23 protein-coding genes, 2 tRNA genes and 1 pseudogene are annotated in these 23,950 nt (G+C 71.1%); 17 read left to right on the forward strand and 9 right to left on the reverse strand.

Going from position 1 to position 23,950, the window contains the following annotated elements; all coding sequences use genetic code 11:
• Nucleotides 1–35: 35 nt before the first annotated feature.
• Nucleotides 36–108 (forward strand) — tRNA-Ala (locus tag OG447_RS07265).
• A gap of 103 nt (nucleotides 109–211) precedes the next feature.
• On the opposite strand, the gene OG447_RS07270 is transcribed toward OG447_RS07265, so the two are convergent.
• Complete coding sequence (locus OG447_RS07270; protein ID WP_266935622.1) at nucleotides 212–1,702, reverse strand: MFS transporter; 1,491 nt, start codon at nucleotides 1,700–1,702, stop codon at nucleotides 212–214.
• 93 nt (nucleotides 1,703–1,795) lie between these two features.
• Here OG447_RS07270 and OG447_RS07275 point away from each other — a divergent pair, with 93 nt between their 5' ends.
• Complete coding sequence (locus OG447_RS07275; RefSeq protein WP_266935623.1) at nucleotides 1,796–2,275, forward strand: MarR family winged helix-turn-helix transcriptional regulator; 480 nt, start codon at nucleotides 1,796–1,798, stop codon at nucleotides 2,273–2,275.
• Nucleotides 2,276–2,422: 147 nt separating this feature from the next.
• Nucleotides 2,423–2,971, forward strand: coding sequence for a LysM peptidoglycan-binding domain-containing protein (locus OG447_RS07280; RefSeq protein ID WP_266935624.1), 549 nt, complete (start codon nucleotides 2,423–2,425; stop codon nucleotides 2,969–2,971).
• An 88-nt stretch (nucleotides 2,972–3,059) separates the two neighbouring features.
• On the opposite strand, the gene OG447_RS07285 is transcribed toward OG447_RS07280, so the two are convergent.
• Nucleotides 3,060–3,755 carry a DUF5324 family protein gene (locus OG447_RS07285; RefSeq protein ID WP_266935625.1) on the reverse strand — a complete coding sequence of 232 codons (696 nt, stop codon included), beginning with the start codon at nucleotides 3,753–3,755 and terminating at the stop codon, nucleotides 3,060–3,062.
• 175 nt (nucleotides 3,756–3,930) lie between these two features.
• Between OG447_RS07285 and OG447_RS07290 the strand changes: the two genes are divergently transcribed.
• Both OG447_RS07290 and OG447_RS07295 read left to right on the forward strand, forming a co-directional pair.
• Complete coding sequence (locus tag OG447_RS07290) at nucleotides 3,931–4,458, forward strand: peptidylprolyl isomerase (RefSeq protein ID WP_266938789.1); 528 nt, start codon at nucleotides 3,931–3,933, stop codon at nucleotides 4,456–4,458.
• An 82-nt stretch (nucleotides 4,459–4,540) separates the two neighbouring features.
• The gene (locus OG447_RS07295) at nucleotides 4,541–5,425 is read left to right on the forward strand and encodes a rhomboid family intramembrane serine protease (protein WP_266935626.1); all 885 of its coding nucleotides are present in this window, start codon (nucleotides 4,541–4,543) and stop codon (nucleotides 5,423–5,425) included.
• A gap of 115 nt (nucleotides 5,426–5,540) precedes the next feature.
• Here OG447_RS07295 and crgA read toward each other — a convergent pair whose 3' ends face one another.
• Nucleotides 5,541–5,795 carry a cell division protein CrgA gene (crgA, locus tag OG447_RS07300; RefSeq protein WP_030225155.1) on the reverse strand — a complete coding sequence of 85 codons (255 nt, stop codon included), beginning with the start codon at nucleotides 5,793–5,795 and terminating at the stop codon, nucleotides 5,541–5,543.
• A gap of 91 nt (nucleotides 5,796–5,886) precedes the next feature.
• On the opposite strand from crgA, the gene OG447_RS07305 reads away from it, so the two are divergent.
• The 6 genes and pseudogenes from OG447_RS07305 (at nucleotide 5,887) to OG447_RS07330 (ending at nucleotide 9,879) form a co-directional block, all read left to right on the forward strand.
• The gene (locus OG447_RS07305; protein ID WP_266935627.1) at nucleotides 5,887–6,660 is read left to right on the forward strand and encodes a DUF881 domain-containing protein; all 774 of its coding nucleotides are present in this window, start codon (nucleotides 5,887–5,889) and stop codon (nucleotides 6,658–6,660) included.
• Nucleotides 6,632–7,402, forward strand: coding sequence for a class E sortase (locus tag OG447_RS07310; protein ID WP_266935628.1), 771 nt, complete (start codon nucleotides 6,632–6,634; stop codon nucleotides 7,400–7,402). Before OG447_RS07305 ends, OG447_RS07310 begins: the two co-directional genes overlap by 29 nt.
• A gap of 90 nt (nucleotides 7,403–7,492) precedes the next feature.
• Nucleotides 7,493–7,669 carry a hypothetical protein gene (locus tag OG447_RS07315; protein WP_266935629.1) on the forward strand — a complete coding sequence of 59 codons (177 nt, stop codon included), beginning with the start codon at nucleotides 7,493–7,495 and terminating at the stop codon, nucleotides 7,667–7,669.
• The gene (locus tag OG447_RS07320; protein WP_266935630.1) at nucleotides 7,666–8,304 is read left to right on the forward strand and encodes an aminodeoxychorismate/anthranilate synthase component II; all 639 of its coding nucleotides are present in this window, start codon (nucleotides 7,666–7,668) and stop codon (nucleotides 8,302–8,304) included. Before OG447_RS07315 ends, OG447_RS07320 begins: the two co-directional genes overlap by 4 nt.
• A gap of 8 nt (nucleotides 8,305–8,312) precedes the next feature.
• Nucleotides 8,313–9,125, forward strand: a pseudogene (locus OG447_RS07325) (class E sortase); the annotation flags it as partial.
• 22 nt (nucleotides 9,126–9,147) lie between these two features.
• Nucleotides 9,148–9,879, forward strand: coding sequence for a class E sortase (locus OG447_RS07330; protein ID WP_266935631.1), 732 nt, complete (start codon nucleotides 9,148–9,150; stop codon nucleotides 9,877–9,879).
• Between the two features lie 120 nt (nucleotides 9,880–9,999).
• Here the strand turns inward: OG447_RS07330 and pknB are convergent, their stop codons facing one another.
• From pknB to OG447_RS07360, 6 genes are all read right to left on the reverse strand, one after another.
• The gene (gene pknB, locus OG447_RS07335; RefSeq protein ID WP_266935632.1) at nucleotides 10,000–12,036 is read right to left on the reverse strand and encodes a Stk1 family PASTA domain-containing Ser/Thr kinase; all 2,037 of its coding nucleotides are present in this window, start codon (nucleotides 12,034–12,036) and stop codon (nucleotides 10,000–10,002) included.
• A gap of 212 nt (nucleotides 12,037–12,248) precedes the next feature.
• Nucleotides 12,249–13,706 carry a penicillin-binding protein 2 gene (locus OG447_RS07340; RefSeq protein WP_266935633.1) on the reverse strand — a complete coding sequence of 486 codons (1,458 nt, stop codon included), beginning with the start codon at nucleotides 13,704–13,706 and terminating at the stop codon, nucleotides 12,249–12,251.
• Nucleotides 13,703–15,139 carry an FtsW/RodA/SpoVE family cell cycle protein gene (locus OG447_RS07345; RefSeq protein WP_266935634.1) on the reverse strand — a complete coding sequence of 479 codons (1,437 nt, stop codon included), beginning with the start codon at nucleotides 15,137–15,139 and terminating at the stop codon, nucleotides 13,703–13,705. The genes OG447_RS07340 and OG447_RS07345 overlap by 4 nt, the downstream gene beginning before the upstream one ends.
• 31 nt (nucleotides 15,140–15,170) lie before the next feature.
• Nucleotides 15,171–16,634 carry a PP2C family serine/threonine-protein phosphatase gene (locus OG447_RS07350; RefSeq protein ID WP_266935636.1) on the reverse strand — a complete coding sequence of 488 codons (1,464 nt, stop codon included), beginning with the start codon at nucleotides 16,632–16,634 and terminating at the stop codon, nucleotides 15,171–15,173.
• 147 nt (nucleotides 16,635–16,781) lie between these two features.
• On the reverse strand, nucleotides 16,782–17,285 hold the full coding sequence (locus OG447_RS07355) for an FHA domain-containing protein (RefSeq protein ID WP_266935637.1): 504 nt from the start codon (nucleotides 17,283–17,285) through the stop codon (nucleotides 16,782–16,784).
• A gap of 10 nt (nucleotides 17,286–17,295) precedes the next feature.
• The gene (locus OG447_RS07360) at nucleotides 17,296–18,129 is read right to left on the reverse strand and encodes a DUF3662 and FHA domain-containing protein (protein WP_266935638.1); all 834 of its coding nucleotides are present in this window, start codon (nucleotides 18,127–18,129) and stop codon (nucleotides 17,296–17,298) included.
• A 292-nt stretch (nucleotides 18,130–18,421) separates the two neighbouring features.
• Between OG447_RS07360 and OG447_RS07365 the strand changes: the two genes are divergently transcribed.
• From OG447_RS07365 to OG447_RS07390, 6 genes are all read left to right on the forward strand, one after another.
• Nucleotides 18,422–18,504: transfer RNA gene (locus OG447_RS07365), tRNA-Leu, on the forward strand.
• 156 nt (nucleotides 18,505–18,660) lie between these two features.
• Nucleotides 18,661–20,352, forward strand: coding sequence for a sensor histidine kinase (locus OG447_RS07370; RefSeq protein WP_266935639.1), 1,692 nt, complete (start codon nucleotides 18,661–18,663; stop codon nucleotides 20,350–20,352).
• Nucleotides 20,353–20,372: 20 nt separating this feature from the next.
• A complete protein-coding gene (locus OG447_RS07375) occupies nucleotides 20,373–21,020 on the forward strand; it encodes a response regulator transcription factor (protein ID WP_266938790.1) in 648 nt (215 codons plus the stop codon).
• Between the two features lie 53 nt (nucleotides 21,021–21,073).
• Nucleotides 21,074–22,474: a DUF2252 domain-containing protein gene (locus OG447_RS07380; protein WP_266935641.1), complete on the forward strand. Its 1,401-nt coding sequence runs from the start codon at nucleotides 21,074–21,076 to the stop codon at nucleotides 22,472–22,474.
• A gap of 160 nt (nucleotides 22,475–22,634) precedes the next feature.
• A complete protein-coding gene (locus OG447_RS07385) occupies nucleotides 22,635–23,396 on the forward strand; it encodes a J domain-containing protein (protein WP_266938791.1) in 762 nt (253 codons plus the stop codon).
• A gap of 196 nt (nucleotides 23,397–23,592) precedes the next feature.
• Nucleotides 23,593–23,937, forward strand: a complete 345-nt coding sequence (locus OG447_RS07390) for a rhodanese-like domain-containing protein (protein ID WP_266935642.1) — start codon at nucleotides 23,593–23,595, stop codon at nucleotides 23,935–23,937.
• Nucleotides 23,938–23,950: the final 13 nt, after the last annotated feature.

A 23,950-nucleotide genomic window follows, 5' to 3' on the forward strand; every position in this document is an offset into this window, starting at 1 on the left:
GCTCCCCGTCCGGGGTACGGCCACGCCCGTTTCACGGGGCCTTAGCTCAGTTGGTAGAGCGCTGCCTTTGCAAGGCAGATGTCAGGAGTTCGAATCTCCTAGGCTCCACTTTCAATGACCCCCCTGACCTGCGTAGACGCGGTCAGGGGGGTCATTCTTTTGATAGGTGCGGCTTCATGCGGTGCGGTGGTCCGGCGGCCTCATCGGGGGCTCAGCGGCGGGCTGTTGGGGCGCCGGTCCGCAGCAGGGTCGCCGTCAGGGCGATCGCCGTCAGGAGGAGTGCGGCTCCGAGGGCGAAGGCCAGGTGGTACCCGCCGGTGAGGGCTTCGGCGGGGGTGGCGCCGGTCCGGGCGAGGGACTCGGTGCGGGAGGCCGCGAGGGTGGAGAGGACGGCGACGCCGAGGGCCATGCCGATCTGCTGGGTGGTGTTGAACAGGCCCGAGGCGAGTCCTGCGTCCTCGTGGTCGGCGCCGGACATGCCCAGCGTCGTGAGGGCGGGCAGGGCCAGGCCGAAGCCGGCCGCCAGGAGCATCACCGGGAGCAGGTCGGTGACGTAGTCGGCGTCCACCGGCAGCCGGGTCAGCAGGCCCAGGGCCAGGGCGAGCAGGGCGAGGCCGGCCAGCAGGACCCGGTGTTCGCCGAAGCGGGAGTTCAGCCGGGCCGAGACGCCGAGGGAGACCGCGCCGATCACCAGGGCCGCGGGGAGCATGGCCAGGCCCGTCTCGGCGGCTCCGTAGCCCTTGACCTTCTGGAGGTAGAGGGCGACCAGGATCTGGAAGGAGAAGAGCGCGGCCACCATCAGCATCTGGACGAGGTTCGCGCCCACCACCGTCCTCGAACGGAAGATCCGCAGCGGCAGCAGCGGGATGCGGGCCTTCGCCTGACGCAGGGTGAAGGCGGCCAGCAGGGCGAAGGCGAGGGCCCCGAGGCCGAGGGTGTGCGGGGAGGTCCAGCCGTACCGCTCCACCTCGACCACGGTGTAGATGCCCAGCATCAGCCCGGCGGTGACGAGGGCCGCACCGAGTACGTCGGCACCCGCGCGCGGTCCCGGTCCGCCGCGGGCGCCGTCGGCGGGGAGCGCGGGCTGGGCCAGCAGGAGGGCGGCGAGCCCGATCGGCAGGTTGATGAAGAAGATCCAGTGCCAGTCGAGGGCATCGGTGAGGACTCCGCCGAGGACCTGGCCGAGGGAGGCCCCGGCCGCGCCGGTGAAGGAGAACACGGCGATCGCCTTGGCGCGTTCGCGGGGTGCGGTGAACAAGGTGACCAGGATGCCCAGGCTGACGGCGGAGGCCATCGCGCTGCCGAGGCCCTGGAGGAAGCGGGCCGCGATCAGGACGCCGGGGGAGGCGGCGAATCCGGCGAGCACCGAGGCGGCGGTGAAGACGGTGGTCCCGGCCAGGAACATCCGCTTGCGGCCGATCAGGTCGCCGAGGCGTCCGGCGAGGAGCAGCAGGCTGCCGAAGGCGATCAGGTAGGCGTTGACCACCCAGCTCAGGCCGGCGGGGGTGAAGCCCAGGTCGTTCTGGATGGCGGGCATCGCGACGGTGACGATGCTGCCGTCGAGGATCGTCATCAGCATGCCCGTGGAGAGCACGGTGAGGGCGGTCCAGCGGGAGCGCAGTCCGCGCTGTCCGTGCCCGGCCGGGGCGGGGGCGGCGGGAGTTGAAGGGGCTGCGGTGGCGGAGGGGGAAGCGGCGGGCATCGGTCTCTCCAGTCAGTGAGGGCGACTGGTGTGACCGTAGCAGATAGTTTTGTTGCAGACTATTTTCTTCGGATCGAAGATTAGAGTGGAGTCATGACCGCCATGGCGCCCACCCGGACCGAGCCCGACCTCTCCTTCCTCCTGGACCACACCAGCCACGTGCTGCGCACCCGCATGGCAGCCGCGCTGGACGAGATCGGGCTCACCGCCCGCATGCACTGCGTCCTGGTCCACGCGCTGGAGGAGGAGCGCACCCAGATCCAGCTCGCGGAGATCGGCGACATGGACAAGACGACGATGGTCGTCACCGTGGACGCCCTGGAGAAGGCCGGACTGGCCGAGCGCAGGCCCTCCACCAAGGACCGCCGGGCCCGGATCATCGCCGTCACCGACAAGGGCGCGGCCGTCGCGGAGCAGAGCAGCCGGATCGTGGACCAGGTGCACGCCGACGCCCTCGCCTCCCTCTCCGACGCCGACCGCACCACCCTGCTCCGCGTCCTCGGCCTCCTCGCCGAAGGCGGCCTGGGGACCCCCTCCGACAGCCCCCGCCCGGCGCGCCGCGCCCGCCAGTGACCGGCCCGGTGACCGGCCGGTGAGCCGCTGGTGACCCGCCGGTGGGTCCCCCGGACGGCCCAGTCGCTGGGCCGCCCGGGGCCCGGTGGCCGACAGTGGGAGAAGGCATCGCGCCAGGGGGTACCACCACGCCGGAGGCGTACAGACATGGGAATCTTCGACTTCCTCAAGTCCGACAAGCAGAAGCGGCAAGAGGCCGCCGAGAAGGTGAAGGAGCAGGTCCAGCAGCAGGCGTCGGCGAAGGCGAGGCCTCCCGCGAGCCCGGCGGCCGACGCCGCCTCGGCCACCCGGGCGGCCGCCGAACGCATGGCGGCGGCCGCGCCGCCCAAGCCCGCGCCCAGGGCGGCGCCCGCGATGCCGACCCCCTCGTCCGCCGCGCACAAGGCCGTGCCCGCCGCCCCCAGGCCGGCCGGGATGCCGCCGAAGCCCTCCGCAGCCGGCATCCGGCCCGGAGCGGCGCACACCCCGACGCCGGGCTCGGCGGCGCACAAGGCCGTGCCCGCGGCTCCGGTCAAGCCCGCGCCCGCCGCGAAGAAGCGCACGTACACCGTCCAGCCCGGCGACTCGCTCTCCGCGATCGCCCGCCGCGAGCTCGGCAACGAGGCCCGCTGGCGCGAGCTCTACGCCATGAACCAGCGCGTGGTCGGCCCCAATCCGGACCTCATCCGCCCCGGCATGATCCTCACTCTCCCCTAGGCCTCCCGCGAGGACACCCCCTAGGACACACGGAGGAGGGGCCCGGATCCAGTCGGATCCGGGCCCCTCCTCCTGCGGGCCGCGCGCCTCAGAGCTGCTTGTCCTCGGCCGTGCCGGAGCCCGTCTCGCGCTCCTTCTCCGCCAGCTCGTCGTCGAAGTTCGCCGGCTCGGCGTCCTGCGACGACAGCTCGGTCGCCGCCGGCGGCTCGACGAGCCAGTCCGGGTTCGACTGCTGGTCCCACCACTTCCATGCCGCGAAGGCGGCGCCCGCCACCAGGCCGACCAGCACCACGCCCTTCAGCAGCCGTCCCGTACGGGCCCGCCGCTCGTGGCGGCGCACCAGCCGCTGGATCTCCTTCGGCGTCACCTGGCCGCGCAGCGCCGCCACCGCCGCCGCCGACCGGGACGCGGCCTCCTCGGCCACCGGCTGAGCCGCCGCCAGCGCGTTCTCCAGCCGCGGCTGCGTGTACTCGGCCGCCTGCCGCGCGGCCTGGCGCGTCTGCATCACCGCCTTCGTCGCAGCCCGGTCCACATTCGGCGGCACGTGCGAGCGCGCCGCCTTGAGCCGGGGATGCACATGGCAGTCGTAGGTCGTCCGGGCCTGCCGTGCGGCCTCGTTGGCCGCGTACGACATCTTCGGCGCCAGCCGCTCATTCGCCTCATGCGCGTAATGCACCGCGGCATCCTTGGCGGACTCTGCGTACGGCGCCACCACTTCCGCCGCGTGCCTCACACTCTCCCTGGCGCTCTCGGCTGCCAGGCGCACGCTGTCCTTGCCGGTCACGGGATCCTCCTCCTCGGTGGCGGACACAGTTCACCTTTCCACCCTTTGTCGGATCATGCCTGCCATACCGCTGCCGGGCATGCGTGACAGGGCATACGGGTGGACGATTTTCTGTGCGTCGCAGCGCTCCGTGCGAGGATCTGGACCGACAGTGATGACTATGGAAGGCAGATCCGTGGCCGAGAAGCTCTACGCCACCCTGAAGACGAACAAGGGCGACATCGAGATCGAGCTGCTGGAGAACTTCGCTCCGAAGACCGTCCGGAACTTCGTCGAGCTCGCCACCGGCGCCCGCGAGTGGACCCGTCCCACCGACGGCCAGAAGACCACGGACCCGCTCTACGACGGCACCGTCTTCCACCGCGTCATCAGCGGGTTCATGATCCAGGGCGGCGACCCGCTCGGCAACGGGACCGGCGGCCCGGGCTACTCGTTCGCCGACGAGTTCCACCCCGACCTGGCCTTCACCAAGCCCTACCTGCTGGCCATGGCCAACGCCGGCCCGGGCACCAACGGCTCGCAGTTCTTCATCACCGTCGCCCCGACCGCCTGGCTGACGCGCAAGCACACCATCTTCGGCGAGGTCACCGGCAAGGCCGGCCGGACGGTCGTGGACTCCATCGCCGGCAGCCCCACCAACCCGCGCACCGAGCGCCCCCTCGACGACGTGATCATCCAGTCGGTGAGCGTCGAGAGGCGCTGACGCCCGGGCCCGGTCCGGTGCCGGGAACCTTCCGCCCCGCCCGTCCGTCCTCGATACGTACCGGATCCGACCGAGGGGACCGATGGACACCGACCGTCTGCCGGGCTGCTACCGCCACCCGGACCGCGACACGGGCATCAGCTGCACGCGCTGCGACCGCCCGATCTGCACCCAGTGCATGATCAGCGCCTCGGTGGGCTTCCAGTGCCCCGAGTGCGTCCGGGAGGGTTCGGGTACCGGGCACCGGCCGGCCGCCAACGCGCCGCGCACTCTCGCGGGCGGGGTGGTGGCCGATGACCCCCACCTCGTCACCAAGATCCTGATCGGGATCAACGCCGCGGTGTTCTTCGTGGGGCTGGTGGCCCCGGCCGTCGTGATCCAGCTGGAGCTGCTCGGCCGCTACCGCGAGTTCATCGGCGGCCCCGTCGAAGGGGTCTCCACCGGCGAGTACCACCGACTGCTGACCTCGGTGTTCCTGCACGTCGAGTGGTGGCACATCATCGGCAACATGGTCGGCCTGTGGGTCATCGGCGGCCCGCTGGAAGCGGCGCTGGGCCGCGCCCGCTACCTCACCGTCTACCTGCTGTCGGGCCTGGGCGGCAGCGCCCTCGTCTATCTGCTGACCGCGCCGAACACCCCGACCCTCGGCGCGTCGGGGGCCGTCTTCGGGCTGCTCGGCGCCACCGTCGTGCTGGCCCGCCGGCTGCACTACGAGATGCGGCCGGTGGTCATCATGGTCGTACTGATGCTCGTACTGACCTTCGTGCCGATCGGCGGGGCGCTGACGGTGTCCTGGCAGGCCCATGTCGGCGGCCTGGTCACCGGTGCCCTGGTGGGTGCGGGCATGCTCCGCCCCGCCGCCGGCAGGAATCGCGCGCTGATCCAGTGGGGCACCTGTGCGGTGGTGTTCCTGCTGGTGGCGGCGGTGATCGCGACGCGGACGGCAGAACTCGCGGCACTCACCTGATCACACCGGCGTCAACTCTCCACAGAGTTATCCACAGATCTTCTGTCTTTTCCTCAGGTGTGGATGACGCTGTGGATAACTCATGGGGAGAGCTTCCGTCAGAGGTCGGTTGGTGCTACTTCCACTGCGTGGAAACGCCGAATCCCGCCGCGATGAAGCCGAAACCGACCACGATGTTCCAATTGCCCAGCGCCTCGACGGGCAGCTGGGTATCGGTCACGTAGAAGACGACGATCCAGGCGAGACCGATCAGGAAGAACGCCAGCATGACCGGGGCGACCCAGCTGCGGTTCGTCAGCCTGATCGTCTGGGCCTGCTTCGCCGGCGGCGGCGTGTAGTCGTCCTTCTTGCGGATACGTGACTTCGGCACGAGGGGCTCTCCTGTCGATGCGCTGGGGACCTTGCCTGCCCCGGGCGTCCGTTAGCGTAGTGGACCTGTGGCGTTGAAGGAGAAGGGTACGTTGAGCGATTCCGACGACTCCTCCGCGGGTCCCCGTCGCCGGGCCAGGCCGGTCCGGCTGCTGACGGCCGCCGTCTTCGCCCTGGCGGGCCTCATCTTCGTCACCAGTTTCAACACCTCCAAGGGTACGAACATCCGCACGGACGCGTCACTCCTCAAGCTGTCCGACCTCATCGAGGAGCGCAGCCAGAGCAACGCGGAGCTGGAGGAGAGCCTCGGGCCGGTCCGCACCCGGGTGGACGACCTCGCCGAGCGCGACGACGGCCGGACCAAGGCCGAGGACGCCAAGATGGCCGCCCTGCGCGCCGCCGCCGGCACCGAGGAACTGTCCGGCAAGGGGTTGACGGTCACCCTCAACGACGCCCCGCCGAACGCCACCGCCCGCATCCCCAACGTGCCCGAGCCCCAGCCCAACGACCTCGTGATCCACCAGCAGGACCTCCAGGCCGTGGTGAACGCCCTGTGGCAGGGCGGCGCCCAGGGCATCCAGGTCATGGACCAGCGGCTCATCTCCACCAGCGCGGTGCGCTGCGTGGGCAACACCCTGATCCTCCAGGGCCGGGTGTACTCGCCCCCGTACAAGGTCTCGGCGGTCGGCGACCCGGGCGCACTGCGCAAGGCCCTCGCCGCCTCCCCGGCCCTGCAGAACTACCAGCTGTACGTGAACGCGTACGGGCTCGGCTGGAAAGTGGACGAGCACAAGGCGCTGACACTTCCCGGCTACTCCGGCACAGTGGACCTCCACTATGCGAAGCCGGTGGCGGCCACGCCCTGAACGCCCACGCCCTGACGTCGTACTGCGCCTGGTGGTACGGACGTTCAGCGAGGTGTGCCTGACGGCGGGCACGCTGATCGTGCTGTTCGTGGCCTACGTCCTGCTGTGGACGGGGGTCAAGGCGGACCGGGCCATGGACGGGGAGATGGAGCGGCTGCGCGACCGCTGGTCGGCGGCGCCCGCGGCCGCCCCGCAGGCAGCGCCCCCACAGCCGGCGCCTCCACAGGCAGCGCCCCCGCAGCCGCAGCCCGTGCCGGAGCCGGCGGCGTACCCCGCGGGCCGGGCCTTCGCCGAGATGTACATCCCGCGCTTCGGCCCGGACTGGAACAAGCCCGTCCTGGAGGGCACGGGCACCGAGCTGCTGAAGAAGGGCCTCGGCCACTACGAGGGCACCGCGGGCCTCGGCGCCACCGGGAACTTCTCGGTCGCGGGCCACCGGCGGACCTACGGAGACCCCTTCAAGGACTTCCCCCGGCTGCGCCCGGGCGACGCGGTGATCCTCAAGGACGCGACGACCTGGTACACGTACACGATCCGGGGCGGCCCGCTGCGCACGCTGCCGACCGAGGTCGGCGTGGTCGACCCGGTTCCGCAGAGATCGCCGTTCACCGCCCCCGGCCGGTACCTGACGCTGACGACCTGCGATCCCGAGTGGGGCCACAGCCACCGGCTGGTCGTCTGGGCCGAGCTGACCGGGACCCGGTCCGCGGCGCGGGGCGGACCGGAGGGTTTGCCGAGCTGACCCACCTGCTCGGGCCGCTGCCTTTAGTCTGTTCGCGTACCGCCCCCGCGGTGCGGGAACGATCGTGGACGGAAAAGGGAAACAGACGGAATGTACGGCTGGATCTGGCGGCATCTGCCGGGCAACGCGTGGGTGCGCGCGCTGATCTCACTCGTACTGGTCCTCGCGGTGGTGTTCGTGCTGTTCCAGTACGTCTTCCCGTGGGCCGAGCCGCTCCTCCCGTTCAACGATGTGACGGTGGACGAGGGATCGGGAGTCACTCCGTGAGCGCGCGCATTCTGGTTGTGGACAACTACGACAGCTTCGTCTTCAACCTGGTCCAGTACCTCTACCAGCTCGGCGCCGAATGCGAGGTGCTGCGCAACGACGAGGTGGAGCTCTCGCACGCGCAGGACGGCTTCGACGGGGTCCTGCTGTCCCCGGGCCCGGGCACGCCGGAAGAGGCGGGCGTCTGCGTCGACATGGTCCGGCACTGCGCGGAGACGGGCGTCCCGGTCTTCGGCGTGTGCCTGGGCATGCAGTCGATGGCCGTGGCCTACGGAGGGGTCGTGGGCCGGGCCCCCGAGCTGCTCCACGGCAAGACCTCGCCCGTGGTGCACGAGGGGCTGGGGGTCTTCGAGGGCCTGCCCTCGCCGTTCACCGCGACCCGGTACCACTCCCTCGCCGCCGAACCGCAGACCCTGCCCGACGTGCTGGAGGTCACGGCGCGGACGCAGGACGGGATCATCATGGGGCTGCGCCACCGGGAGCACGACGTGGAGGGCGTGCAGTTCCACCCCGAGTCGGTGCTGACCGAATGGGGCCACCGGATGCTCGCGAACTGGCTGGTGCGGTGCGGTGACGCGGGTGCCGTGGAGCGCTCGGTGGGGCTGGCCCCGGTGGTGGGCAAGGCCGTCGCGTGACGGCGGTCGCGCCGTCCGCGCCCACCCAGGGCCGGGCCGCGCGGCGCAGGGCGGCCCAGGAGGCCGCGAAACGGGCCGCCAGGGGAACGCGCAGGCGGGGCGGGCGGCGGCGCAGGCGGCCCGTGTCGGGCGGACCGCTGGTCGTCGCGAGCAGGCTGGGCGGGGAACTGTTCATCACGCTGGGCCTGGTGATGCTGCTGTTCGTCGCCTACCAGCTCTGGTACACGAACTTCGTGGCGGAGCGGACGGCGAACGGGGCGGCCGGCTCGCTCCAGCAGACGTGGGAGCGCGACCCGGGCGGCGCTGCGGGCGCGCCGCCGGTGGAGGCGTTCGAGCCGGGGCAGGGGTTCGCGATCCTGCACATCCCCAAGCTGGACGTGAAGGTGCCGGTGGCGGAGGGGATCAGCAAGCCGAAGGTGCTGGACCGCGGCCTGGTCGGGCACTACGGCGAGGGTGCGCTGAAGACCGCGATGCCGGCGGACCCGCAGGGGAACTTCGCGGTGGCGGGGCACCGGAACACGCACGGTGAACCCTTCCGCTACATCAACCGGCTGGTGCCCGGGGACCCCGTCGTGGTCGAGACGCGGGACGCCTACTACACCTACGAGATGACCTCGGCGCTGGCGCAGACCCCGCCGACCAACGTGGCGGTGCTGGGGCCGGTGCCGGAGGGGTCGGGTTTCACGGCCCCGGGCCGGTACATCACGCTGACGACCTGCACCCCCGAGTTCACCAGCACCTATCGGATGATCGTATGGGGCAGGATGGCCGACGAACGCCCCCGCAGCCAGGGCCCTCCGCCCGCGCTGGACAGCCCGTAGCCGCCCTAAGGACGAATCAGCAGTGTCTCGTGCCCGCCGCCGCCGCGCCGCCGCGCCGCCTCCCCACCGCAGTGTGCTCGCCGGGTTCCTGAGCCTGCTGGGCGAGGTCCTGATCACGGTGGGCCTGGTACTGGCCCTGTTCGTGGCCTACTCCCTGTGGTGGACGAACGTGCTCGCCGACCGGCACGCGTCGGCCCGGGGCGACCAGGTCCGCCAGCAGTGGCAGACGCCCTCCGCGGACTCCGGGCCCGCGCAGCCGGGGGTGCTCGACACCCGGGACGGCGTCGGGTTCCTGCACGTACCGGCCATGAAGAACGGCGAGGTGCTGGTCAAGGCGGGCACGGCGCCGGACCTCCTCGACGACGGGGTGGCGGGGTACTACACGGAGCCGGTGAAGTCGGCGCTGCCCTGGGACGAGAAGGGGAACTTCTCGCTCGCCGCGCACCGGGACGGACACGGGGCGAAGTTCCACAACATCGACAAGGTGAAGAACGGCGACGCGATCGTCTTCGAGACGCGGGACACCTGGTACGTGTACAAGGTCTTCGCCGAGCTGCGCCAGACGTCCAAGTACAACGTGGACGTGATCAACCCGGTCCCGAAGGAGTCGGGCAAGACGGCTCCGGGCCGGTACATCACGCTGACGACCTGCACCCCGGTGTACACCTCGAAGTACCGGTACATCGTGTGGGGCGAGCTGGTGCGGACGGACAAGGTGGACGCGCAGCGCACGCTGCCCCCCGAACTGCGCTGACCTGGGACGGCCGGGCGTCCCGGAAGGCTCAGGGAGGCCCCTGGGGGCGGCTGTGGCGCCCGTGCAGAAGGCCCGGCACCCCCAGGGGGTGCCGGGCCTTTCGCGTGGGCGGGGCGGGCGCTAGCGGCCGCCGGTCAGGCCTCCGAAGAAGCCTCCGTTGCCTCCGTTGCCGTTGCCGCCGTCCTGCTGGCCGCCGCCGGCCACCGTGAGGACGTTGACGGTCCCGCCCGCGGCGATCGGGCTGCCCGCGGCCGGGTCGGAGAGCATGACGACCGCGTTGTCGTCCGACGGGCCCGAGACGACCCGGCCGAAGACCAGACCCTTGGCGGCCAGCTCCTGCTTGGCCTGGGCCACGGTCCGCTGGGCCAGGTTCGGCACCTGGGTCTGCTGCGCGGCCTTGGCGATCGTGATGTTGACCGTCTTGCCCACCTCGAGCTGCTCACCCGCCGCGAACTGCTGCGCGATGACCGTCTTCGGGGCGGCCCCGGGGGACTCGACCTCCGTGGTGCTGCCCAGCTTCAGCTTGGCGTCGGTGAGGGCCTTGGACGCCTGCTCCTTCGTCTTGCCCATCAGGTCGGGGACCTGCGCCTTCGACTGCTCCTTGGCGACGGTCAGCGTGATGAGGGAGCCCTCTTCCGCCTCGGTGCCGCTCTTGGGGTTCTGGTCGATGACGGTCCCGGGGGTCCGCTCGGACTCCTGGGCCTTGCGCTCGACCTGGAAGCCCTTGTCCTTCAGGAGCTTCTCGGCCTCTTCGTACTTCATGGTGAGCACGTCACCGACCGACACCTTGGGCGAGCCGGAGGAGACCTTCACCTTGACCGTGTCACCCTCGTCGACCTTGGTGCCCGCCTCCTTGTCCTGCGAGCACACGTTGCCCTTGGGCTGGCCCTTGCAGGGGACGTCGGCTTCCTTCGCGACCTTGATCCCGACGTTCTCGCCGCTCTTCTGTGCCTGCTCGAGGGTCTGGCCGACGAACTTGGGCACGGCGGGGCGGTTGTCGGCGCCTCCGTTGAAGAGGGAACGGCCGATCAGGATCGCGCCGACGAGGACGAGGATGCCGGCCGCCACGAGCAGGATCGTGGACGCCTTGCTCTTCTTCTGGCCGCGGTGCGGGCCCTGGTCGTAGCCGCCGTGGCCCTGCTCGCCGTACCCGTAGCCGCCGTCGCCCGAGGGCATGGGCGGCATCATCGAGGTCTGGCCCGAGTCGGCGGTGCGCAGGGCGGTGGTGGGCTGGTCGTAGCCCTGGTGTCCGTAGCCGTGGCCCTGGTCCGGGTAGCCGTAGCCGGCCGCGCCCATGGACGCGGTGGCGGCGACGGGCTGGCCGTCGAGGCAGGCCTCGATGTCGGCGCGCATCTCGTCGGCGGACTGGTAGCGGTAGTCGGGGTCCTTGACCAGGGCCTTGAGGACGATGGCGTCCATCTCGGGCGTGATCTCGGGGTCGAAGTTCGACGGCGGCTGCGGTTCTTCCCGTACGTGCTGGTAGGCGACGGCCACGGGGGAGTCGCCGACGAACGGGGGCCGGACGCTGAGGAGCTCGTAGAGCAGGCAGCCGGCGGAGTACAGGTCGGAGCGTGCATCGACCTGTTCGCCCTTGGCCTGCTCGGGGGAGAGGTACTGCGCCGTGCCGATGACGGCCGCGGTCTGCGTCATGGTCATACCGGAGTCGCCCATGGCCCGGGCGATGCCGAAGTCCATGACCTTGACCTGGCCGGTGCGGGTCAGCATGACGTTGGCCGGCTTGATGTCGCGGTGGACGATGCCGGCGCGGTGGGAGTACTCCAGGGCCTGGAGGATGCCGATGCACATCTCCAGGGTCCGCTCGGGCAGCAGCTTGCGGCCGGAGTGCAGGAGTTCGCGCAGGGTGGAGCCGTCGACGTACTCCATCACGATGTACGGGATGGAGATGTTGTCGACGTAGTCTTCGCCGGTGTCGTAGACAGCGACGATCGCCGGGTGGTTCAGCGACGCGGCCGACTGGGCCTCGCGACGGAACCGGGCCTGGAAGGACGGGTCACGGGCGAGGTCGGCACGCAGGGTCTTGACGGCGACGGTACGGCCGAGCCGGGTGTCGTGGGCGAGGTAGACCTCGGCCATGCCACCACGGCCGAGCACGTGGCTCAGCTCGTACCGGCCGCCGAGGCGACGCGGCTCTTCCATAACGTTGCAGCCCTCTCCGTCAGTCCCGACCGCACCTGTGTGTGGTCCGGCGGTGTGCTGTTCGCGCAAAGGCTACCGGCCGATCGTCGGTGATCGGTTCGCGACCACCGCCTGATACCGGACCGGTACCGTACGCTCGGATCCGGACGGGGGCAGTGATGCAGGTCACTTCGTGGCCGCCTCACTGCTCACCTCCGGTCCCTCGGGCATCCCTAGTTCTTGAGTACGGCTTCCATGACGGCCTGGGCGACGGGGGCGGCGAGGCCGCCGCCGCTGATGTCCTCGCGGTCCGCGCCGCTGTCCTCGATCACGACGGCGACGGCGACGGGCGAGCTGCCGTCGGGGTTCTCCGCGTAGGAGATGAACCAGGCGTACGGGCGCTTCTTGTTGCCCTCGCCGTGCTGGGCGGTGCCCGTCTTGCCGCCGACCTTGGTGCCCTTGATCTTGGCGTTGGCGCCGGTGCCCTTCTCGACGACGTTGACCATCATCTCCTGGACCTTCTGCGCGTTGGCGGCGGAGAGGGGCCGGCCCATCTCCTGCGGGTCGTGCTTCTCGATCGTGTCGAGGTTCGGGGCGGTGACGTGGTCGACCATGTACGGCTTCATCAGCTTGCCGTCGTTGGCGATCGCGGCGGTGACCATGGCCATCTGGAGCGGGGTGGCGGCGGTGTTGAACTGCCCGATGGCGCTCTGGGCGTTGCCGTCCTTGCCCATCTTCTTGTCGTAGACGCTGGCGAAGGCGCGGACCGGAATGTCGATCTTGTCGTTGTTGAAGCCGAACTTCTCGGAGGTCTGCACCATCTTGTCGCGGGTCACCTTGTCGCCCAGGTTCGCGAAGACGGAGTTGCAGGAGACGCGCATGGCCTCGTTGAGGCTGGCCTTCTCGCAGCCGGACGCGTGGTTGACCATCGGGGTCTGCGTGCCGGGCAGCAGGTACGGCTCGGGGGTGTCCGTCGGCGCGTTGATGTCGGTGACGACGCCGTGCTCCAGGGCCGCGGCGGCGGTGACCACCTTGAAGGTGGAGCCGGGCGGGTAGGTCTCGCGCAGGGCCCGGTTGACGAGGTTCTTGTCCTCGCTGTCCTTCAGCGAGACCCAGGCCTTCTCGTCGTCCTTGGAGTTGCCCGCGAAGCTGGAGGGGTCGTACGAGGGGGTGGAGACCAGCGCGAGGATGGCGCCGGTGCGCGGGTCGATCGCGGCGACCGCGCCCTTCTTGTCGCCGAGCTTGGTGAAGGCGGCCTTCTGGGCGGCGGGGTTGAGCGTGGTGACGACGTTGCCGCCCTGCTTCTTCTCACCGGTGAACATGCCGATCGTGCGGTCGAAGAAGAGCCGGTCGTCGTTGCCGGTGAGGATCTGGTCTTCGAGCGATTCGAGCTGGGTGGAACCGAAGGCCTGCGAGGCGTAGCCGGTGACGGGGGCCCAGAGGGGGCCGTCGGTGTACGTCCGCTTGAACTTGTAGTCGCTGCCGTCGGTGACCGCCGAGCCGGTGATCGGCTCGCCCTTGACGATGATGTTGCCGCGCTCGGTGGCGTACTGGGCGATCTGGACCCGGCGGTTCTCCTTGCGGGTGCTGAGTTCCTCGGCCTGGACGTACTGCAGCCAGTTGGTCCGGATCAGCAGCGCGAGGACGAGCAGCCCGCAGAACAGCGAGATGCGGCGCAGGGGCTTGTTCATGACGGGCGGACCACCTGGGTCATCTCGGAGTCGGGGGACGGGGCGGGGGCCGGGGCAGGTCGGCGTGCGGTGTCGCTGATCCGGATGAGTACGGCGATGAGGATCCAGTTCGCGAGGACGGAGGAACCGCCGGAGGCGAGGAAGGGCATCGTCATGCCGGTGAGGGGGATGAGGCCCATGACTCCGCCGGCGACGACGAAGACCTGGAGGGCGAAGGCGCCCGAGAGGCCGATGGCGAAGAGCTTGCCGAAGGGGTCGCGGGCGGCGAGGGCGGTGCGGACACCCCGCTCGATGATCAGCCCGTAGAGCAGCAGGAAGGCCATCACGCCGGTGAGGCCCAGTTCCTCGCCGACGGTGGAGAAGATGAAGTCGGAGTTGGCGGCGAAGCCGATGAGGTCGGAATTCCCCTGGCCCCATCCGGCGCCGAGGACGCCGCCGGAACCGAAGCTCATGATCGACTGGGCGATCTGCTCGCAGGCGCCGGCGTCGACGCCCCTGCGCTGCCAGCAGCCGAAGGGGTCCAGCCAGGCGCTGACCCGGGCTCCGACGTGGCTGGAGAAGGAGGCGACCACGACGGCGCCACCGACCGACATCAGCAGGCCGATGACGATCCAACTGGTCCGCTCGGTGGCCACGTACAGCATGATCACGAAAATGCCGAAGAACAGCAGCGAGGACCCGAGGTCGTTCTCGAAGATCAGGATGAGCAGGCTCATCGCCCAGATCACCAGGATCGGGCCGAGGTCGCGGCCGCGCGGCAGGTAGAGGCCCATGAACCGGCGGGAGGCCAGGGCCAGGGCGTCGCGCTTGACCATCAGGTAGCCGGCGAAGAACACCGCGAGGACGATCTTCGCGAACTCGCCGGGCTGGATGGAGAATCCGGCGACGCGGATCCAGATCTTGGCGCCGAAGACGTCCGCGCCGAGCCCGGGGACGAGCGGCAGGAGGAGCAGCACCAGGGCCGCGACCATCGAGATGTAGGTGAACCGCTGCAGGACGCGGTGGTCCTTGAGGACCAGCAGGACGCAGGCGAACAGGGCGATGGCCAGCGCCGTGTAGAGCATCTGGTTGGGCGCGGAGGGGGAGAACGCGCCGTACGAGCGCTTGGCGAGGTTCTGGAGCCGCTCGGACTGGTCCAGCCGCCAGATGAGTACCAGGCCGAGGCCGTTGAGCAGGGTGGCCAGCGGCAGCAGCAGCGGGTCGGCGTACTTGGCGTACCGGCGTACGACGAGGTGCGCGACCCCGGCCAGGGCGGCGAAGCCGAGGCCGTACAGGAACATGCCGGGTGGCAGGCTGCCGTTGATCGCGAGACCCACGTTGGCGTAGGCGAACATCGGGATGACCACGGCGAACCCGAGCAGCATCAGCTCGGTGTTCCGCCGGCTCGGCAGCTCGATGGCGCCGATGGTGGTCGTGTTGGTGACAACGCTCATGGTGTGGCAGGCCCCCTGTGCCCGCGGGTGTCTACTGCTTGCCGCAGAGGCTGACCACTTGCTGCTCCTGCGGAGTCAGAGTGGAGCCGGGTGTCTGGTTCTGCGCCTCGGCGTTGCGGCGTTCCTCGTCCTTCTTGCACGCGGAGACCTGGAGGCCGAGGTCGTCGAGCTTCTCGCGGGCCCCGTCGAGGCTGCTCTCGCTGATGGTGGCCTCGACGAGCTTGCGCTTGAAGGGCGGCAGGTACTTCAGTTCGATCTCGGGGCGGTCGGTCTCCACCTTGGAGAGCTCCAGCGGCCCCAGCTTCTGGCTGATGCCGCGGAAGAGCGCCACGTGCTCGCCCTTGACCCCGACGTAGAACTGCGTCTGGGTCCAGCGCCAGCCCGCGTAGAGGCCGCCGCCGACGACGCCGACGACGAGGAGCAGGGTCAGCGTACGGGTGGTCCACTTGCGCCCTTTGCTGCGGCGCCTTCGGGGCTTGTCGTACGTGTCCTCGTAGCCGCCGTCGGAGTCGTAGGCGTGTGGGTCGGCTTCGCCGAAGCCGCCGTATCCGCCGCCGCCCTGGCCCTGGTCCCCGTAGCCGTAGCCGGGGGACTCGCCGCTGCCGGGAGGGCCGAAGGCGCCCGCGGGCGGCGGGGCCTGGCGGCCCAGGCCCGAGGCGCGGCCCGCCGGGGTCTGCATGGCGTTGCCGTCGAAGAGCTGGTGCTGGTTCTCGGCGACCGCGCCGACGACGACCGGGGTGTCGTTCAGCTGGGCGGCCAGGGTGTCGCCGCTGTCGGTGTTGAGGACGTCCGCGACGATGCAGGTGATGTTGTCGGGGCCGCCGCCGCGCAGGGCGAGCTGGATCAGGGCCTGCACGGTCTCGTGGGGGCCGTGGTAGTCGGCGAGGGTCTCTTCCAGGGTCTGGTGGGAGACGACGCCGGACAGCCCGTCGGAGCAGATCAGGTAGCGGTCACCGGCGCGGACCTCGCGGATGGAGAGGTCGGGCTCGACGATGTCGCCGCTGCCCAGCGCGCGCATCAGCAGGGAGCGCTGCGGGTGGGTGGTGGCTTCCTCTTCGGTGATGCGGCCCTCGTCGACGAGCCGCTGCACCCAGGTGTGGTCCTGGGTGATCTGCGTGAGGACGCCGTCGCGCAGCAGGTAGGCACGGGAGTCGCCGACGTGGACGAGCCCGAGGCGCTGCCCGGTCCACAGCAGGGCGGTCAGGGTGGTGCCCATGCCTTCGAGCTGGGGGTCCTCCTCGACCATGACGCGCAGCTGGTCGTTGGCGCGCTGCACGGCCGTGGCGAGGGAGGTGAGGATGTCGGAGCCCGGGACGTCGTCGTCGAGCTGCACGAGGGTGGAGATCACCTCGGAACTCGCGACCTCGCCGGCGGCCTGGCCTCCCATGCCGTCGGCGATCGCGAGGAGACGGGGGCCGGCGTAGCCGGAATCCTCGTTGCCCTCGCGGATCATGCCTTTGTGCGATCCGGCGGCGAACCGCAGGGACAGACTCATGTGTACCTGCCCTGTCGACGCTGCTGCCTCCGGGTACAACCGGTCTCGAGCCACACTGCCCACCCTCCGGTCGGGAGCGCGCTCGGGTCCGTGTCCTCGGTGGGACGGATCGCCGCGGCTCGCTCGCTCCGCTCGCTCATTCTCGTACTACTTCCGCAGCTCGATGACGGTCTTGCCGATGCGGATCGGGGCGCCCGGCGGAATGGGCGTCGGGGTGGTCAGCCGGGTCCGGTCGAGATACGTGCCGTTGGTGGACCCGAGATCCTCGACGATCCACTGGCCGTCACGGTCGGGATAGATCCTGGCATGGCGGCTGGACGCGTAGTCGTCGTCCAGCACGATCGTGGAGTCGTGGGCCCGGCCCAGCGTGATCGTCTGGCCGGCGAGGGCCACCGTGGTTCCCGTGAGGGTGCCCTCGGACACGACGAGCTTGGTGGGCGCACCGCGGCGCTGGCGCTGCTGCGGTGGCGCGGCGGCCTGGCGCCCCGGCTGCTGCGGGGCACTTGCGCCCGCACCGCCGCGGCGGGAGCCGCGCTGGGTGACTCGCGTTCCGAACAGGTCACTACGGATGACCTGGACGGCCACGATGACGAACAGCCACAGAACGGCTAGGAAACCCAACCGCATGACCGTCAGGGTCAGCTCTGACATTGCCCCCGCTTCACCCTTCGGCTTGCCGGTAAATGATGGTGGTGCTGCCCACGACGATCCGCGAGCCGTCGCGGAGCGTAGCGCGGGTGGTGTGCTGCCCGTCCACCACGATGCCGTTGGTGGACCCGAGATCCTGGATCGTCGAGGGCGTTCCGGTCCGGATCTCACAGTGCCGGCGCGATACGCCGGGGTCGTCGATCCGCACGTCGGCTTCGGTGCTTCGGCCGAGTACGAGCGTGGGGCGGGAGATCTGGTGGCGGGTGCCGTTGATCTCGATCCAGTGGCGCCGGGTGGCGCCCGCGCTGGATACGGGTGCGGGTCCGGCCGGAGCCGGCCTGCGCCCGGCGGATCCGCCCGGAGGCGGGCCGGCGGGCATGGGCGGGGCGGCGACCGGGGGGTACCCGTATCCGCCCTGCGGGTTCTGGGGGGCCTGGCCGTGGCCCGTTTGCGGCGCCTGCGGCTGGGAGGTGCTGGAGGCGAGTGTACGGCTCCGGACCCGGTAGAGGCCGGTGTCGAGGTCGTCGGCCTTCTCCAGGTGGACCTTGATCGGGCCCATGAAGCTGTAGCGCTGCTGCTTGGCGTAGTCGCGGACGAGGCCCGCGAGCTCGTCGCCGAGCTGGCCGGAGTACGGGCTCAGGCGGTCGTAGTCGCCCGCGCTGAGCTCGACGATGAAGTCGTTGGGGACGACGGTGCGCTCGCGGTTCCAGATCGTGGCGTTGTTGTCGCACTCCCGCTGGAGGGCGCCCGCGATCTCGACCGGCTGGACCTCGGACTTGAACACCTTGGCGAAGGTGCCGTTCACCAGACCTTCGAGTCGCTGCTCGAACCGCTTCAGGACTCCCATGGGGCACCTCCTCCGTCGTTGTCGCCCTGTACTGCTTACTGATCGTATCCACGCGTGGCGGATTCGGCTGGTTCCCCATCGGTCCCGTGCTGAGGAGTGTTGGTCCTCACAAGCGATCGTAGGGGGGCTCCAGGGACAGTGTCCCGCACCGGGGGCGGAGTGCGGGAGGGGCAGTCGTGACCGGGGTGCGGGGTGCGGGGAAAGCGATGTGAATCCACCCCGTCCGCCGTGCTAATGTTTCGACGTCGCCAGGGGAACGGCCCGAAAGGGAAGATCCACTGGGGTGCTGCTCGGGCGAGTGGCGGAACGGCAGACGCGCTGGCTTCAGGTGCCAGTGTCCTTCGGGACGTGGGGGTTCAAATCCCCCCTCGCCCACATCGACGAAACGGTCGTCATCGCGAAAGCGGTGGCGGCCGTTTCGTGTTTCTCTCCCTTCCCGGGTGTTCGACTTCCGGGTGTTCGACTTTCGTCGTGCGGGGCGCGACGAAAGAGGGCAGTGCGGGAGGCGGCCGGGTGTCTAGGGTCGGTCGGGTGGATGCGACGGCGAAGATGCGTGCGGGCCGGGTCTGGCTGATGGGGCCGGAGCCCTGGACGCGGCGGACGCTGGCCGGGGACCTGCTGATCGCCTTGGTGCTGTCCCTGCTCGGCCTGGGCGTCGAGGAACTCGACAACGGCTCCGGGCAGCGGATGGCGGCGGGCGCCGTGGCCGTGCTGGTGCTGACCCTGCTGCGGCGCAGGCTGCCCGCGACGACGCTCGTCGTGGGTTCCGCGGTGGGGGTGTTCCTGCCCGGCACGTTCCTGCTCTCGGCCCTGCTGGGCTGGTCGGCGGGGCGCCGGATCGTGGGGGTGGGCCGGGCGCTGGCCGCCTTCGTCGCGGCGTTCCTGGCGGTGATCGGCGCCAGCCTGGTGCAGGAGTGGGGGGAGACGCGGCTGCTGCTGCTGATCGTGTTCACCACGCTGATGTTCCTGGCGACGACGGTCATGCCCGGCCTGGCCAGCCGCTACTGGCACCAGCGCCGTACGCTGCTGCGCGCGCTCCAGGAGCGCAACGGGCAGCTGATGCGGGAGCGGGCGATGGTCGCGGGCCAGGCCCGGCTGCGTGAACGGCAGCGGATCGCCCAGGACATGCACGACAGCCTCGGTCACCAGCTGGCGCTGATCTCGGTGCACACCGGTGCGCTGGAGGTGGACCCACAGCTCACCGACCGTCAGCGCGAGGGCGTGGGGGTGCTGCGGCAGGCCTCGGTGGCGGCCATGCACGAGCTGCGCGAGGTCGTCGGGATCCTGCGGGACGGGGTCGAGGCACCCCTCCCGGTGGAGGAGGCGGCGCAGCCGGCGGCGCGCGGGGTGGCCGGGATCGCGGGGGTCGTGGAGGCGGCGCGGGGCGCGGGGACCGACGTACGGCTGACGAGTTCGGGGCAGCCGAGGCCGCTGGTGGCGGCCTGCGACCACGCGGCGTACCGGATCGTTCAGGAGGCGCTGACGAACGCGTACAAGCACGCTCCGGGCTCGGCGATCTCGGTGGAACTGCGGTACGAGGACGACTCGCTCGTGGTGGAGATCGCCAACGGGCCCGCGGCCGGAGCGGGTGCCGGCGAGGTGGTCTCGGGCGGCCAGGGGCTGACGGGACTGCGCGAGCGCGCCCGGCTCGTCGGCGGGATGGTGCACGCCGGGGCCACCGAGGGCGGCGGGTTCCGGGTGGCGGGGGTGCTGCCGTACGGGGCCGAGCCGGCCGGGGTGGAGGACGTCGCGGACGACTTCGGCCAGCAGGCCCGGGCGCAGGCCCTGGCGCTTCAGGGCGCGCCGCCCATGGACTGGGCCGCGGTGGACCGGGAACTGGCGGTCAGGGGGCGCAGCCGGACCGGCGGCGTCGTCCTGGGCTGCGGGATCGCGGTGGCGGCGGTGGTGTTCCTGGTGGTCGTGCTCGGGGCGGTCGTGGTGCTGATGCTGGGCTCGGTGAACGACTCGATGATCGACCGGGCGGACTACGACGCCGTGCAGGTCGGCGAGAGCGAGCAGGCGGTGCGCGGGCGGCTGCCCGACGGAGACAGCATCCTGACCTCGGGCCTGGACCGGAAGGGCCCGCAGCGGCCGGAGGGTTCGCAGTGTCTTGCCCTGCTGTCGGAGGAGCCCTCGAAGGAGTTCAGCACCGACGGCGTTTTCCGGTTCTGCTTCAAGGACGGCAAGCTCGTCGACAAGCAGGCTTACGTGGTCAAGCAGTAGGAGCGCGGGTGACGGCCAGAATGATCAGAGTGGTGATCGCCGACGACGAGCCGCTGATCCGGGCCGGGATCAGGATGATCCTGACCTCGGCGTCGGACATCGAGGTCGTCGCGGAGGCGGCGAACGGCCGGGAGGCGGTGGATCTGGCTCTCGCGCACGCCCCGGACGTGGTGCTGCTGGACATCCAGATGCCGGTCATGGACGGGCTGACCGCGCTCGGGGAGCTGAAGCGGGCGGCGCCGGAGGCACGGGCGCTGATCCTGACCACCTTCGGCGAGCGGGAGAACGTCCTGCGGGCACTGGGCCAGGGCGGTGCGGGGTTCCTGCTGAAGGACTCGGCGCCGGGGGAGCTGATCGGAGCGGTCCGCGCGGCCATGGCCGGGGACGCGTACCTCTCGCCGGCGGCGACCCGGCACGTGGTGGACCTGCTGGCGTCGGGTAAGGCCGCGGCGCGCGGCGAGGAGGCCCGGCGGCAGGTGGCGGAGCTGAGCGAGCGGGAGCGCGGGGTGCTGGCCCTGCTGGGGGAGGGCCTGTCCAACGCGGACGCGGGCCGGCGGCTCCACATGAGCGAGGCGACCGTGAAGACGTACGTGAGCCGGATCCTGGCGAAGCTGGGGTGCGAGAACCGGGTGCAGGCGGCCCTGCTGGCCAGGGACGCCGGGCTGTAGATACGGTCACCCCGTTCGACAGGTGATCAATCCACAAGTGGGGGCGGGCGTCCATGGCGACGGTAACGGGGCAGCGGATTCCGGACGTGACGGGCTTCGGGCCACGGGTGGCGGCCGGCTCGCCCAGGCAGGAGGGCAAGGCCCTGCGGGTGCCCGTGCCGCGGGCGGCTCACGCCCGCTTCGAGGCCCCGGCCGGGCGTCCGGACGCGGTGCGCGCCGTCGAGGAGTCCAACGTCGGCCGGGTCGCCGAGCTGGCGCCGATACGCGTGGGCCGGATGGCCGCGAACCCCTTCGCGTTCCTGCGCGGGGCGGCCGGGCTGATGGCGCACGACCTGTCCGGCGGGCCGGTGACCGGGATAGGCGCACAGCTCTGCGGGGACGCGCACGCCGCGAACTTCGGGCTGTACGGGGACGTGCGCGGCCGGCTCGTCATCGACCTGAACGACTTCGACGAGACCGTCTTCGGCCCGTGGGAGTGGGACGTGAAGCGGCTGGCGACCTCGCTGGTGCTGGCCGGGCGGGTGGCGGGCGCGGACGAGGACACCTGCCGGGAGGCGGCGCTGGACGCGGTGGGCGCGTACCGGCGGACCATGCGGCTGCTGTCCAAGCTGCCCTCCATGGACGCCTGGAACGCCATCGCCGACGAGGAGCTGGCCGCGCACAGCGATGTGCGGGACCTGGTCGGCACCTTGGAACGGGTCATGGAGAAGGCCCGCAACAACACCTCCGCGCGGTTCGCCGCCAAGTCGACCGAGCCCACGCCGGAGGGCGGGCGGCGCTTCGTGGACGCGCTGCCCGTGCTGCGCCGGGTCGGGGACGAGGAGGCCGCGGCCGTGGCCGCCTCCCTGGGCCCGTACCTGCACACGCTCCAGGGCGACCGGCTGCCGCTGCTGGCCCGGTACGCGATCCACGACGTGGCCTTCCGCGTGGTGGGGACGGGGAGCGTCGGCACCCGCTCGTACGTGGTGCTGCTGCTGGACCACCGGGGCGAGTCGCTGGTGCTCCAGGTGAAGGAGGCGCGGCCCTCGGTGCTGCTGCCGTACCTGCCCGCGCTGGGCTTCGTCTCGCCGCCGCCGGAGCACGAGGGGCGCCGGGTGGTGGCCGGGCAGAAGCAGATGCAGGTGGTCTCGGACATCATGCTGGGCTGGACCACGGTGGAGGGCCGGCCCTTCCAGGTGCGGCAGTTCCGCAACCGCAAGGGCAGCGTGGACCCGGCGGCGCTGGCCGCCGAGCAGTTCGACGACTACGGGCGGATGACCGGGGCCCTGCTGGCCCGGGCGCACGCGCACAGCGCCGATCCGCGGCTGCTGTCCGGGTACTGCGGGAAGAGCGGGGAGCTGGACGAGGCGATGGCCGACTTCGCCGTGGCCTACGCCGACCGGACCGAGGCCGACCACGCCGACCTGGTGGCGGCGGTGCGGACGGGCCGGATCGTGGCGGAGACCGGCGTCTGACCGGCCCTCTCGCGGTGGGCGGTGTTTCACGTGAAACATCGCCCCGGGCGGCGGGCCGTAGGCTGGCCGGGTGAGCGAGCAGACCGAGCAGCCTGAGCACCCCGAGCAGACAGTCCCCGGCGCCTCCGGCGCCCCTGGCGAGGAGCGTCCCGAGGCGCGCCTGGAGCGGGCCGTACGGGCCGCCGAGCAGGCGCTGATCGAGTTCGAGATCGCGGTGGAGACCTTCCGGGTGGAGGTGGAGAACTTCTCCCGCCTGCACCACCAGAAGCTCGGCCCGATGTACTCGCGGCTCGACGAGCTGGACGCGCTGATCGCCGAGGCGAAGGCCGCCCGTACCGGCGATCCCGAGGACCTGCGGCTGGCGCGGGACGCGCGCGCCCTGGTCATGCCGATGCCCGGGGTGGACGAGCTGTTCCACGACTGGCTCGGCTCCGACGGGATGTCCGACGACGCGTCCGCGATGCTCACCGACCGGCCCGTGCGGCCGCCGGAGCGGGTGCGGCCCTCGGAGGAGGTCCGCCGCCTCTACCGCGAGCTGGTCCGCAAGGCCCACCCGGACCTCGCCCAGGACGAGGTGGAGCGCGAGCGGCGCGACGCGTTCATCGCGCGGGTCAACGCCGCGTACGGGCGGGGTGATGAGCAGTCGCTGCGCGAGCTGGCCGGGGAGTGGGCGGCCGGTCCGGCGCCGGAGGCGCCGGGGCGCGGTGAGAGCGAGGAGCTGTACGCGCGGCTGGAGTGGCTGGCGCGGCGCAAGGAGCTGCTGTCGCTCGTGGCCCGGGAGCTGGAGGACAGCGCGATCGGGTCCATGCTGAGGATGGCCCCCGAGGACCCGGACCGGCTGCTGGAGGAGATCGCCGAGCAGCTGCTGGCGCAGGTGTCCGAGCGCGAGGCGGAGCTGGCCGAGGCGCTTGCCGCTGGGTGAGGCGGGCTGGGTGGGGCTGGCTGGCTGGGGCGGTGGGTGCGGCGCCGCTGCGCGAGCGGCCCGGGCTGCGCCCGGCTTTCGGGGCTCCGCCCCGGACCCCGCGCCTCAAACGCCGGCGGGGCTGATCCTCGCCCGGTGGGGCCGGGTGGGTCGGATAGGTTGGAGGTCACCGAACTGTGATGAGAGAAGGCGACGTATGAACTTCGGACTGCTTCCCTCGGTGGACGCCGCCGCGGTGCCCTCCGAAGGCCTTGTCCTCGACGTCCGCGAGGACGACGAGTGGGCGGCCGGCCATGTCGAGGGCGCCCTGCACATTCCGATGAGCGACTTCGTGGCCCGCTTCGGTGAGCTGACGGAGGCCGTCGAGGACGGCCGCCGGGTGCACGTGATGTGCCGGGTCGGCGGGCGCTCCGCGCAGGTCACCCAGTACCTGGTGCGCCAGGAGATCGACGCCGTGAACGTCGACGGCGGGATGCAGGCCTGGGAGCGCGCCGGCCGCCCGATGGTGACGGACAACGGCACCCAGGCCTTCGTGCTCTAGGGGCTTTCCGACC

It is taken from the genome of Streptomyces sp. NBC_01408 (genome assembly GCF_026340255.1).
GTDB lineage: Bacteria > Actinomycetota > Actinomycetes > Streptomycetales > Streptomycetaceae > Streptomyces.

Bases quoted from the DNA above. Each gene is read 5' to 3' on its own strand.
- OG447_RS07345 (WP_266935634.1), bottom strand. From the start codon at position 15,139: ATGAGCGTTGTCACCAACACGACCACCATCGGCGCCATCGAGCTGCCG.
- OG447_RS07375 (WP_266938790.1), top strand. From the start codon at position 20,373: ATGATCAGAGTGGTGATCGCCGACGACGAGCCGCTGATCCGGGCCGGG.
- OG447_RS07350 (WP_266935636.1), bottom strand. From the start codon at position 16,634: ATGAGTCTGTCCCTGCGGTTCGCCGCCGGATCGCACAAAGGCATGATC.
- pknB (WP_266935632.1), bottom strand. From the start codon at position 12,036: ATGGAAGAGCCGCGTCGCCTCGGCGGCCGGTACGAGCTGAGCCACGTG.
- OG447_RS07295 (WP_266935626.1), top strand. From the start codon at position 4,541: ATGGACACCGACCGTCTGCCGGGCTGCTACCGCCACCCGGACCGCGAC.
- OG447_RS07280 (WP_266935624.1), top strand. From the start codon at position 2,423: ATGGGAATCTTCGACTTCCTCAAGTCCGACAAGCAGAAGCGGCAAGAG.
- OG447_RS07355 (WP_266935637.1), bottom strand. From the start codon at position 17,285: ATGTCAGAGCTGACCCTGACGGTCATGCGGTTGGGTTTCCTAGCCGTT.
- OG447_RS07270 (WP_266935622.1), bottom strand. From the start codon at position 1,702: ATGCCCGCCGCTTCCCCCTCCGCCACCGCAGCCCCTTCAACTCCCGCC.
- OG447_RS07380 (WP_266935641.1), top strand. From the start codon at position 21,074: ATGGCGACGGTAACGGGGCAGCGGATTCCGGACGTGACGGGCTTCGGG.
- OG447_RS07275 (WP_266935623.1), top strand. From the start codon at position 1,796: ATGACCGCCATGGCGCCCACCCGGACCGAGCCCGACCTCTCCTTCCTC.
- OG447_RS07340 (WP_266935633.1), bottom strand. From the start codon at position 13,706: ATGAACAAGCCCCTGCGCCGCATCTCGCTGTTCTGCGGGCTGCTCGTC.
- OG447_RS07310 (WP_266935628.1), top strand. From the start codon at position 6,632: ATGCGAAGCCGGTGGCGGCCACGCCCTGAACGCCCACGCCCTGACGTC.
- OG447_RS07390 (WP_266935642.1), top strand. From the start codon at position 23,593: ATGAACTTCGGACTGCTTCCCTCGGTGGACGCCGCCGCGGTGCCCTCC.
- OG447_RS07315 (WP_266935629.1), top strand. From the start codon at position 7,493: ATGTACGGCTGGATCTGGCGGCATCTGCCGGGCAACGCGTGGGTGCGC.
- OG447_RS07360 (WP_266935638.1), bottom strand. From the start codon at position 18,129: ATGGGAGTCCTGAAGCGGTTCGAGCAGCGACTCGAAGGTCTGGTGAAC.